This window comes from Bacillus sp. ISL-18 (assembly GCF_018613415.1).
In the GTDB taxonomy this organism is placed as follows: domain Bacteria; phylum Bacillota; class Bacilli; order Bacillales; family Cytobacillaceae; genus Neobacillus.
In genome coordinates, this window is record NZ_JAGGQG010000005.1 from 37,767 (window position 1) to 50,641 (window position 12,875).

At 30.1% G+C, this 12,875-nt stretch carries 8 protein-coding genes; 5 read left to right on the plus strand and 3 right to left on the minus strand.

Going from position 1 to position 12,875, the window contains the following annotated elements:
- Nucleotides 1-6: 6 nt before the first annotated feature.
- Both J7E81_RS08770 and tnpA read right to left on the minus strand, forming a co-directional pair.
- Nucleotides 7-1,125 (minus strand): hypothetical protein, encoded by a 1,119-nt coding sequence (locus J7E81_RS08770; protein ID WP_215041778.1) that lies wholly within the window; start codon nt 1,123-1,125, stop codon nt 7-9.
- 17 nt (nt 1,126-1,142) lie between these two features.
- Nucleotides 1,143-1,526, minus strand: a complete 384-nt coding sequence (gene tnpA, locus J7E81_RS31340) for an IS200/IS605 family transposase (RefSeq protein ID WP_215041779.1) — start codon at nt 1,524-1,526, stop codon at nt 1,143-1,145.
- A 1,902-nt stretch (nt 1,527-3,428) separates the two neighbouring features.
- Between tnpA and J7E81_RS08780 the strand changes: the two genes are divergently transcribed.
- The 5 genes from J7E81_RS08780 to J7E81_RS08795 all read left to right on the plus strand — a co-directional run bounded on the left by J7E81_RS08780 (nt 3,429) and on the right by J7E81_RS08795 (nt 9,920).
- Nucleotides 3,429-4,223, plus strand: coding sequence for a ParA family protein (locus J7E81_RS08780; RefSeq protein WP_215041780.1), 795 nt, complete (start codon nt 3,429-3,431; stop codon nt 4,221-4,223).
- The gene (locus tag J7E81_RS08785) at nt 4,195-4,776 is read left to right on the plus strand and encodes a ribbon-helix-helix domain-containing protein (protein ID WP_215041781.1); all 582 of its coding nucleotides are present in this window, start codon (nt 4,195-4,197) and stop codon (nt 4,774-4,776) included. The genes J7E81_RS08780 and J7E81_RS08785 overlap by 29 nt, the downstream gene beginning before the upstream one ends.
- Nucleotides 4,777-5,399: 623 nt before the next feature.
- A complete protein-coding gene (locus J7E81_RS08790) occupies nt 5,400-5,654 on the plus strand; it encodes a hypothetical protein (RefSeq protein WP_215041782.1) in 255 nt (84 codons plus the stop codon).
- A gap of 3,752 nt (nt 5,655-9,406) precedes the next feature.
- A complete protein-coding gene (locus J7E81_RS30875; RefSeq protein WP_285292001.1) occupies nt 9,407-9,541 on the plus strand; it encodes a hypothetical protein in 135 nt (44 codons plus the stop codon).
- A gap of 166 nt (nt 9,542-9,707) precedes the next feature.
- On the plus strand, nt 9,708-9,920 hold the full coding sequence (locus J7E81_RS08795; protein ID WP_215041783.1) for a hypothetical protein: 213 nt from the start codon (nt 9,708-9,710) through the stop codon (nt 9,918-9,920).
- Nucleotides 9,921-10,274: 354 nt separating this feature from the next.
- Here the strand turns inward: J7E81_RS08795 and J7E81_RS08800 are convergent, their stop codons facing one another.
- Nucleotides 10,275-10,682: a hypothetical protein gene (locus J7E81_RS08800; protein ID WP_215041784.1), complete on the minus strand. Its 408-nt coding sequence runs from the start codon at nt 10,680-10,682 to the stop codon at nt 10,275-10,277.
- Between the last annotated feature and the right edge of the window lie 2,193 nt (nt 10,683-12,875).

Here is a 12,875-nt window from a genome sequence, read left to right on the forward strand (position 1 = left end):
CTCCTTTTAGTTTCTCTCACCAAGTTCCATGAATTCGATGCTTGATTCTACTTCCGTTTCCTTGTATTTATCTTTCTGTTTTTCCAATTGAATATAATGTTTCAACTTTTCTAATTGTTCATTGGCCTTCTTTTCAGAGAAGTATGGTGATATTTTTTTTACCCCACCTGTCGCACTTAATTTCCCAATGTACGAACCCTCTTCATCTGAGATGACCTCAAAATCATGCTGCCTTGTTTGAAGCACTTTCTTTATCTCAAGATCGTAAAAGGCAAGAAAACCTTCTCTAATAGAACAACTATCTACGATAAGTTCATCAAAGGCTACTTTCATTATTGGATTGTCCCTTATTTTTTCCATCCATCTTTTATCCAGAGTAGGTATCCTTATGTTTTGTTCTTTTTTATTCTCTTCAAAAGAGATTCTAACCCCTTCATTTTCTTTGGATATACTGTTTAATGTGATAATCTTTCCTATAAAGTCCGAAGGAATATAATATTCCTCTAACGTTCTACGAAGGACTTGTATTCTAATTTTCAAATCCTTCATTAATTCATCTTTTACAATAGAGGATCTTGCTTGTTCAATATTTTCATAGAATTCTTGGGTTTTAAAAGGTTTCACTAAATTTAGTCGAAATTGCTGATTATTCTGGAGAGAGAATGCTTTTCCGTCTTTCGAAAGAAAAAATACATGCCCTCTGAATCTTTCAAATTTGGATGTTCCGAACGTGTTCAGAAGTACTTCCTCTTTAGAATGAAAGACTTCAGTAACTTTGTGAGCTTCTTTGGACTCCTGTTTATAAACACCATAAAATTGATCGTTATTATGAAATATTTGAAATAATCTTTTTTCCTGATCCCATGAAAAGATTTCTATACAATCTCCATTTAATTCAAATAGATCTGGCTGACGTTTTTTTATTAAAGCGTAATAAATTTTGTACTCGGCTTCTTCCCTCTCTTCATTCGATAATGAAAGCTTACCGTCAACTGTGAGCTTATTACTATTAAATTCTTGCTGCCTTTTAGCCTGTTCTATTTTTTGAAAAATAGAGTCGATGATAGTGAGCATGGAATTATTAATGGATCTTTCAATAGCATCGTTTCTCACAAGTAATCTCATTTCTACAACTGCCCCCCCTAAGTTTCCTTATAATCCTGGACCATGGTATCTAGTTGTCGAATGTCAGTAGCTATATAATATTTTTGATTCCACAGATTTCCGCCTTTTTTCACTTTAGTTTCCGGAAAATTTTTATACAAAAACCTTGCCGACCCACCCTTTAGAGCTTTCATAATATTAGGTATATAATGTGTTGTTTTACAATTAATAATTAATGTTACACTGAACCCTTTGATGTCCATTCCTACTATTTTAAATTCATGACGTAAGGAGACGTTTTTAAAATAGGACTTTATAAAATCTATTTCCTCCTTTTCCAGCAGAATATTATTATTTGTAAAAAACGTAATATGATATTGCAAGCAACTCACGTGGTATTTGTTTGAATGAAATTCATTCATATGTATTTTTCAGCTCAACTCCCCTCATATGATATTGCAATATATTGCGAATATTTGTTCTATTAACACTTTACCAAAAATAACCTTTTTTAGGTAGATTCCGTTAGTACTTAATTAAAAATGAGTCTTTTGAATCGAAAATGGTAAAAAAGCCCAACTGTGGCAGATGAGCTTTAACATACTTTAGTCATATGGAATCGAGATAGTTTTTAACAGTTTATTTCTTACTTCCTCCGTCTTTTTATTGTTTTCCTTCAAAGCAATTTTAAATTATTAGCTTTTGTCAACTTAAGGTGACTTTTATAAACCTTTACCTTGGAATCATCAATAAGCTATTAAATAGAATTAATACGATTTTGTATTAAGCGATGAACTTTAACGGATATTTTGTTTGAGTTCTTCGCTTTCTCTTCCCTTCTATGGATTATAAAGATGTGTAAGTATTTAATGGATATTAGGTCGTTCAACATGATTATTTACTAAGATATCCCCTAAAGAGAAAGTAGATAAAATGTATTAACAAATTATCTTTTATAGTAAACAATAAAAACAAGGATATTTTTAATTTTAATATAAATATATATATTGATATATATGTTAAATCTATTATCAACCCATATTTATATTTTAATTTTTTGTACTCAGCTCTATCCATTTAAGACCTCGTTTTTGGAATATTACTTTTATGTTAATCTATTAGATAAAATTGAAATTTCTAAATATATATGTTTCATGACGAATTAATTTTTGTTAAAGATAATATTGAATAATAAATTAACATATATTATGACATACATTTCAACATATATTGTAAAAATATTTACAAATAGTTTTAGCCTTAAAGATAGATGGACCAGAACATTCCCCTTCCGTTCAAATCCGATAATGTGCTACTTAATTTTATATCTCAAAATTTCACATATTTTTATCTCTATTTATTAAAAACGTAATAAGGATAGAAATTAAAATAGAGTATCTTAGTGTTATCAACATATAACTTAACATATATATTTAAAGTTATTTTAGTTTATATGTTAAGTTATATGTGTTTTTCCTTTTTTTTCTTTAAGTCATTAATACAGTTGTATTTAGGATCGATAAAAAGTTAGAATCAACAGTTATATAAAATATTACCTGAATAGTCAGAAATCAAAATAGATCATGTAGTATACAATTTAATTAATATATGCATTAATATTGTTATTGACATATGTATAGATTCCTTGTGAATGACGTGAATTTCAATAAAATCACTTTGAAGAAATCGTTTCTTTATTGGAATTTATATTACTAGATATTTAAATTTAATTAACATTTAAATTAGTAGGATGGTATACATCAACATATGTTTGTACATATATTTGAAAATATATAATATAACATTTATTAAAGCATACGTCCTTTGAAAAAGTATTTACACAGATTGAAATATTACCCTGACAAGGAGTGTTTCATCGTGCCGCTATATGTTTTTATTTTAAATAAAAGAACTTTAAGCCTTTCTTAAATACAAAACTCTTGCCAGTTTAGTTTACTTAAATCATTTATCAAAAAACTTCAGTCAAACTCCGAATGCCAAAGACATATCTTGGGAGTCAGACTGTAGCAGTGAATAGGCTCAGGCGACTGTTTACCAAAAACCCAGGTCTCTGCGGAGCCGCAAGGCGAAGTATATGGGCAACAATGTTATCTTGCAAACTGGAGGGATAGCTCAAGAAGCTAAAAATTAAATTTCATGATATTTTAATATATATATTGACATATGTTTTAAAAATACTATCAAATAATGTAATAACATAAAATATAATGTTGGTAATAGAATCCTTGTATATTTGTACAATAATGATAAAATAATTTATATGATTTGATATATATAAAAATATATTGATAGAGGTGTACATATTGACAGCGAAAATAATAACCTTCGGAATAAGTAAAGGTGGCTGCTCAAAATCAACAAGCAGTGGCATCACATCTTTTCTATTGAGTAATGATGAAAAGGTATTGGCCATTGATATGGACGGTCAAGGAAATTTAACTAGTTTCTTAACTGGAGAATACGATATTTGCAATGTGTTTGAAGAGAAAACCATTTTGGAAGCCATATTAGAAGGCGATGCTAGGTCTTATATCATTAAAATCAAAGAAAATCTTGACTTAATCCCAGCAAATGATTTCCTAGCGACTTTACCTAGAAAAATGTTTGAAAAAGGGCTTAAATTAGATGCTTTGCAGAAAGCATTAGAACCAGTAATGGAAGATTATGATTGGATCATTATTGATACTCCTCCGGCACTATCAGAACAAACGGTTATGCCTTTAAGTACATACTCAGAAGCTGGTAGCTATGCTGTTGTAATGTTTGATGGTTCTATGTTCGCTTATTATGCAATCCCAAAATTTCTGGAAATAATTGAAGGAGCAAAAGAGCGCTATAACCCGCAGCTCCATACCGCTGGCATACTATTCTCTTTAATTGATGCTAGAGCCAAAGAAAACGAGGTTATGATAGAAGCTATCGATGAAGATTACCCTAATTTAAGATTCGATACAATCATAAAAAGAAAAGCTTCTACCAGGCGTTTAGCTATCGAAGGTTTTGAAGGTAATGCAGAATTAAAAAATGCCCTAGAATATTACATCCCTTTTGTAAAGGAGCTGAAAATACGTGTCAACCAAAAACAACCTCAAAGATAGAATTAAAAAACCTAATGCGACTCAAGCATTCTTTAATTCATATGATAATAATGAAAATGAAACAAACACAATTGATGTTATTAAAAACGAAGAGAATGTAAATGATGTTGATAAAAATATATTAGAAAATAACAATAAAATTAAAGATAATGTTAATAATAAAGATAAAACTAACACTATAGATATTATCAAGAACGATGTTAATGTAGATTATGAGGATAAAAACAAAATAGAAAATAAAAATAAGATTAAAGACAATGTTGTAAATAAAAACGATGTTAACACATATGTTATTAACAACAACGACGAGAACAACAACAGCATTTTTATTAATGATGATGAAGATGATGACTATCTTCGTGAATTAGCTACAGGAAAGAAACCCACTAAGAAAAAGAACAAGAAAGTTTTTACCTCATTTTATATGGATCCTGACTTAGCTCAAGAAGTCGATAGAATTGCTTCTAGAGGAGAAAAAGGGGATAAATCCAAACTAATTAACATGGGAATAAGAAAATTGTTAGAAGATTACGGAGTTATTGAAAGAAAATAACCATTAAACACTTTAGATGGTGTGATCTAACTTGAATTTGAATAGAGCGTAAACTTCGTACTTTTTAGTTCTTTATTTTTGATATGAAAAGCAAGCTAGACCTAACTATAAAATAATAGGTCTAGCTTTTTTAACTCTAAAAACATAGGACCATCAATGACATTCACTCCATTATCCTCCTATAAATAAAATAATGTTGGTACCATTAAAAGAATGCAGTTATATCAATAATAAGAAATATTATCTCTTCCTCAACAATAAACTTTCTCCAAAAAGGAACATTGTAGTACCATACGTTATGAAATAGTTGCATTGTATCTGCGTTAACCATATGCATATTAACAAGGCAAATACATAGTTTAAAAGCATTTTCTTAATTATCAATAATTTCGACAATAAATATAATATCACTAATAATATCATTGTATATGTCATCGATAACATTATTTTTATTAAATATATCAAAATTAACCCGTTTCTACATAAAGTTTTTTTCTTTCCAGCTACCTATAGGACTTATCGCTTTATTTTATTTCTAATGTAGGAGGTATCATTGTATTATGTGAGAGATATTCATTTCTTGTTGTTATTCGTATTAGAAAATAACGAGTAGGTTTAAAATAATGTTAATAGATGGAACAAACACTATAGATGTTATTAAAAAAGATGTTTTTGTATATAATGACGAAAAAAACAAATTGAAAAATAACAATAAGGTTATAAATAATGCTAATTATAGATATCATGTTAAATATAAAATCAATATTAACATATATGTTATTAACGACAACGATGACAACTACAGCATTATTATTATTATTATTGATGATGATGCATATCTTAGTAAATTAGCTACAGGAAAGGAAAATAACTATTAAACACTTTAGAATGTGCGATCCAATTTGAATAGATCGTAAACTTTTTTCTTTTTTATTCTCTAATTTTGAAATGAAAAGCAAGCTAGACCTAACTATAAAATAATAGGTCCAGCTTTTTCAACTCTAAAACCATAGGACCATCAATGGTATTTACTCCTTTATCCCCCAATAAATATAATAATACTGGTACCATTAAAAGAATCCAGCTGTATCAGTAATAAGAAAAATTATCTCTTCCTCATCAATAAACTTTCTCCAAAGAGGAACATTGAAGTACCATACGTTATGCAATAGTTGCGATTGTATTTGCGTTAACCATTTGCATGGGTGTGACAAATCACATATATAGTATAAAATCGTTTTCTATAACAACATTAATATTATTTTTTATATGTAATAGATAACATTATTATTATAATTGTTCATATCAAAATTAACCCGTTACTACATATTGGTATTTCACTTTCAAGGTACCTATAATACTTATCTCTATATTTTATTTCTAATGAAGGAGGTATCAGAGTATCATGTGAGTGCTTTTCTTCTTCTTGTTGTTATTCGTATTAGAATATAACAAATAGGTTAATAATAAAGATGTAACAAATAATGAAGATGTTATTAAAAACGATGTTGATATAAATAATGACAATAATATAAAATCTAAAGATAACAATAAGGTTAAAAATAATGCTAATTATATAGAATATGTTATATTTAAAAACGATTATTAAACATATGTTATTAACAACAATAACAACAACAATAACAATAACAATAACAATAACAATAGTTTTGTCATTTATGATCATGATGACTATCTTCGTGAATTAGCTATAGGAAAGAAAATAAAAAATACTTTAGAATGTGTGATCAAATTTGAATAAATCGTAAATTGTTTTCTTTTTAGTTCTCTAATTTTGATGTGAAAACCAAGCTATACCTACATATAAAATAATAGGTCCAGCTTTTTTAACTCTAAAAGCATAGGACCATCAATGCTATTTACTTCCTTTATCCTCCTATAAATAAAATAATGCTGGTACCATTAAATGAATCCAGCTCTATCAATAATATGATATATTATCTCTTCCTCACAAATAAACTTTCTCCAAAAAGGAATATTGAAGTACCATACGTTATGTAATAGTTGCGTTTGTATTTTCATTAACCATTTGCATGTTAACAAATCACATACATAGTTTAAATTCATTGTCTTAATTATCCTTATTAATAATGTCATTGTATATGTCATTAATAACATTATTATTATTAAACTTATCAAAATTATCCCGTTACTACATATTTGTACTTCACTTTCAAGCTACCTATAATACTTATCACTATATTTTATTTCTAATGGAAGAGGTATCGTTGTATCTTGTGAGTGCTTTTCTTCTTCTTATTGTTATTCCTTTAGATCTTCCATGCGAACAAATATTTTGTCATTTTAATAATTATCAAACAGGTATTCATTGTATATAAATATTGAATAGGTTTATCTATTTAATTTATGAATATGCTGCTCTTTATCTTCTATCTTTTCACATTAGATCGTTATATAATGTTTGTTCCTATTTACAAAACAGTATATAACAAATAACTGTAAAACATTGGTTATCTTATGATATGAAGTTAAATGAAATGCATGATAGAAAACCCGAATAAAAAGAATTTATGCAACACAAAAATAATTTATCATATGCATTTACATATATATTGAATATAACGGAGACATGTTTATCGATAATATTAATAACATATATGTTGATGATGACAATAGTAATATATTATAAAATTAACAAAAACATTGATTACCTTTTAGTTTGCGAATACCAGAATACCAGTCTTGGAATATATACAAATATTTCATGACAGTAGTATTTATTAATATTTTATTAATTTGTATGTATTAAAAGTTAAATAGATTGGGAACTATATAGATAAGGAAGATATAAAAAGGGGTAAATAAATTGTATTTAAAGCTTAAACCTGTACTATCTAAATTTTTTCATGAAGTCGATTTCAGCTAAACCAATACCTTACTTATTTATTTAATCAATGTAACCATTCAAGTGAAAAGCTGACAATCATTCAGATAACAAAATAACTAAAAGAAGGAAGCCGATAAAAGTAAATAAGGTAAATGTAAGCAGCTAACTGTTCCATGTTAATAATTCAGTTGCTTTTTTGCTAGATTTAAAAAAATCCTTCTAATTTAACCTAGAATGACAGAATATATAAGTGTATTTTAATATATATGTTGAATTATATATTATTGTTATTATCGTAAATAATTCAGTGTTCTACAGCTCTTAGTAAGTTCAAACTAATATAACGCCCCATTTTATTTCGATAATCATCTCCAAAATTTCTCAGTATTTTAATGTATCACGTGTCAAAATATTACTTAACATATATTTTAACATATAAATATTATACTTATTTAAATTATGTTTTCCCTCCAAGTGCTATGTTTCGGACTTCCCGGCAAACAATTCATTCCAGATGTAAATTCCACTTGAATCTTTATTAAAATGCCAGATTAACCACTGGATTCTCAATTTCTCCTACGATATTTATTTTCAACTCCGTTTTATTATTTTGAACAACCTGTTATCAAATTATTGAACTTCAATAACGCCTTTGCTGTGTACTAACTTTCCTTTCGAAGACTAGTAGATCATCAACCTCCTTGTATCAACATAAATCAAACTCAGATCATCCAACTACCATTCGTACTCTACAGATACAAACTAATGTATCCTTTATTACTAATTGCATCAACGAATCAATCACTATGATTAGAGAGTTCAAATTATATGACGCCACGTTCTTTGAAGTTATATTCAACATATATGTTATTTTATAAATTATAATATATGTTTATATTATTTTTAATTTCTCTTCTAATTTTTCATTCATTGAAATATTGAATTTATATCACAAAATCTTTGTTTTAAAAAACTCACTATTAGAAGTGACAACAGATTCAACAGATAAATAAGCGTCAACACAGTGACAATCAATCTTAGTATTACCGTTAGGACCATTAATCGCTGGTTCAGGAAGGGGTACAGGGGGGAGGTGGGGGTCCCAAAGGCGTCGGTCTAGTGCCTGATGGAATACACACCAGTTTTGAAAACTTGGACTGAGGTGTGTTGCTGAGGACCTCTACAAGCGAATTAACTTTAGTTTAATAGATGGTAATACCGTTAGCGTTATTACTCATCCCTTCTCAGGGCTAGGTGACAGTGGGACACGGTTGACATTGACAATTACCAACGTCAAAAGAGATTCTAAGGTTCTGTGATACTGAGAAGGGGGAAGGGTACTTAAGGAAATTTCAATTTTTGGATCAATGAAGTCCTTGAAAAAATTTCTGGGCCGGCGATTCCAAGGTTTCACTTCGAATTAACTCTGATTCATGGACTAATAATATTTTTTCATTAAGTATTAGAATCTCGTAGTAACCATTACCATAATTCCACAAAACTTTACATTCGAAATCCTTATAAAAAACTACCTCTTTAGACAAACGATTCAATCCTTTCAAGCTTTAAAGCATAATACAAATTCTCTCACAAGCATAAATTATACCTTTAGCCATAGTGAAATCGAACAACTTTCGAACGACATTTTCCGCAATACGAAATTTAGCGATTGCCGTCAATATTTAACTAATACTTTTTGTTTCGTGGGCTAGCTAACTGGGTATATAATAGTGGCTTAATTTGGTTAAGGTAGGTGCCATTTTGGAGACATTACTTCAAGCAAGAAGAAGGCAGAGGTACCATGTTACAATCAAGGGAATTGATCAGCAAGAACATGTTATCGTGATAGCTTACTCTCCGGATGAAATGAAAAGTTTAGTTAACAAACTTTATTAGCATATCATTATTGATGAAAAGGGCTTACCGTCAGGGAAAATTTCATATGAGGTAACAGATTTATTATAGGGGCTGCTAACTACAGCCCTATTTTTCTTAGGTAAAATGATAACGAGTAAGGCGGTAGCTGTTAAGCTATCGTCTTTTATTTTAGGGAGAGGAACAAGTGAATACAGAACAAGAAATACTCCAATCTATTGCCCTTGTAGAATCACAGATAAATGAATTGCTAACTACAGTAAGTTCACTTAAAGAACAGCACAAACAGTTGAAGGAAGTTAAGTTAAAACCTAAAGAGGTTACACCAGTTACACAAGTTACACAAGTTACACCAGTAATAGCGGAACACCATATATTAAACCGATGGAACTATACTTAGGTAAGTATGAGAAGGAAAATGAGGCTTACCAGCTTGTACTAGGTAAGGAATATGGGACAGTTAAAGCTATTGAAAGATTCATTAACCCACGGGCAACTATCTTCCATTACTGTAGTGAGTGTGAAAAAGAATGGTACGCAGCTACGGGGAAGTAAGGAACAGAACGAAAAAGGTCTGATAATGTTGTAAAGACTTAGGAACAAATTTTATGTATGGCTTACGTTTAGTATTTAAATGATTATTATTAAAAAAAGCTGGTAAGAAATAGGTAGGGATTTCTTCTGCCTTTTTCCCCTTACTGCCACAAGGCTTTTCAGCATTTTTTACTTCTTGGTCTACCTCTTGGTTAATATATTAATCCAGCCCTAAAATATTATTCCAGTACTTAAAATGAGGGTGATTTTTAAGGAAGACTACAGGGGTTTTATAGCCGTTACTATTAGGATTTTCCCTGTAGCCTATGATAACTTCCCCTGACTCTCTCAGGACTCTCAGGACCTCGTCTACAGTCGATAAACCACAGTTGCAGTTTACTAAGGTTTCCCGTCCATTAAAGCTGTAGTCTCTGTCAGTGGCTTTAAAAACGATTTCATCTATTACTCTAGTTAACTTAAAATCCCTGTCCCAACGTCTTTTTACTTTACTTTTAACACTATCAAGAAAGCTGTATTTCATTTGTCTGCGTTCATTTTCATTACTTTCTAGTGGTTTAATAGCTTGGGCTTGTCTGAAAAGATCATTAGGTATTACAAGTAAACTCATAGTATTCTCCCTCTCTAGGGGAAAACAAAAAGACACTGAAATCCCTAAAAATTGATACAGGGAAACAGTGCCTTTCAAAATGTTCTATGAAGAAACAACATTTTTTCCTTGAAACTATCACTAAAATGCCCTAAAATAAGGGTAAATATATGTAAGTTACAAAGGACTTCGACAGGTGTTTTCCCTAGTGCTAGTAGGGGGAACGGTTTAAAAGTGTGGGGACACTACTTAGACCCGTTGGAGTTCTTTTTCTTTTCCGTTCATTTAGTTATCTGAATTATAATGCTTTGGTTCTAGCGAGTCTAGTAATTTTTGCTAGATTACCCAATAGATCAGCCACTTCTGTTTATTTATAGACCATGGTTGCAATCAAACGGGACATGTTCCGTACAGTGGTTCACCCGTGGGATCGTAACCATAAATACGACTTCATCCAAGTGCCCTGCAACCAAATAGCTGTTTTCCTTAATTACTCATAGTCACCTGAAACGGCTATTCGGCCTGCTGCTAGACACATTTTTTTATTTTTAATATGTTTAACCTCCTGAAACATGAGGTACATAGCTAATAGCTACTAACATATTAGCCCCCAAGCTTTCATGTCTGTAGCATAACTTGGACTATCTCAGAGGAGGTAGTTTTTTTATTTTAAAATTATAGGTTTCATTGGTTTGAATACGGGGTATTTACTAACTTGGCTACAACTACATAGCCCCTAATAGCTTTCTGTTGCTGTATTACCTTTGGCTAACCTTTAGAGGTAGCCCTTTTTTCATTTTTATGTTTGAACCATATCAATCATGGCAAACAATATACGGCACCTAATACATAGCCAAAAATTCGGAAAACTCCCTGTAGAATTTGGACTCGTCATTTTAGATGGATTATTTTTTTATAAAAAGCAAAACTGCCTAGCCCTATTTCAGGCTAAGCAGGATCACCGCAAGGTTAATTAAACTTGTTACAAGTCTATATCCTCACTTGAAATCTTGATGTTAATCTTGATTTCATTATTTGTTTCACCCTTTGAAAAGGGTAGGATTTCACATTCACCGTATTTCTACGTGGTCCCCTATTCTCTAATACAAGTGGGACTGCGAACCCTTTTCGCTTTTCTTAGAGATAGATTAATAACACTAATATTTGGTAATTTTGTAAATGTTATTTTGCGGTTGTCTGACAGGGGGGATAAAAACTAGGGACAGGGCTGTGAGAGAAGTGGATTAATGAAAACCCTCGATTAGCCTCTAAGGCTTGGGGCTGTAAGGTCGAACGGTTTACCCACCACTATGCAAGATGTTGATGAGGGGCAAGAGTGGGTTATAGATAATCTCCTACTTACTCATTTGTATTACGAGCTCCGATTTAAACAGTTTGCACAACCTTTTATCCACCTATTGAACTCCATTAACACCTTTACTCATACTAACTTTCCTTAGTAAAACTAGTAAGTCCACCTCTTCGATATTAACCAAAACAATTTCTGATCATCAGTTACCAATTCGTTTTTTACAGATTCAAATTAATATTCCTTTATTACTAATCGAAACAACAAATCGATACTATGCTTAAAGAGTTCTAAACATATAACATCATAGTCTTTGAATTTAATATAAACATATATGTTGTTATATATGTTTATACTGTTTTTATTCTTCTTCAAAGTTTTCATAAATTTTATCACTAGTTTTTTACCCATTGCTCAATAAGGAGTTTGGTAACTTATGACTCTTACTTCATTGATTAAGCAATCAAATAATTATATAGATGTCTCGATTGATACAAGACTCATAAAACATATGTATTTTTATTTCTGACAATTGATATATCTTTTAATAATAAAAATAAAGAAGAACTATTACTTATTATCAATTTTATTGTTAACTTTAAATCATATGTTATTATAAACATTAATAATAACATTGTTGTTATCAATGATAAATATGATAAAATCAAGATTCCGCAAAGTAACAATACGTAGAAAAAAGTAGGAAGTTTTTTAAATCAGCCTCAATGGAAAGGTACTTACATATAAGTTTATAAAATTGCACCGAGCAGAGAAAATGGGGTGAACTACGGTAAGTAATATTTGTTTTAATGGAACGCTGCTCACGCAAACAATTTGTTCCATATGTAAATTTCACTTGAATCTATATAAAAATGTCAGATCAACCACTGGATTCTAAATTTCTC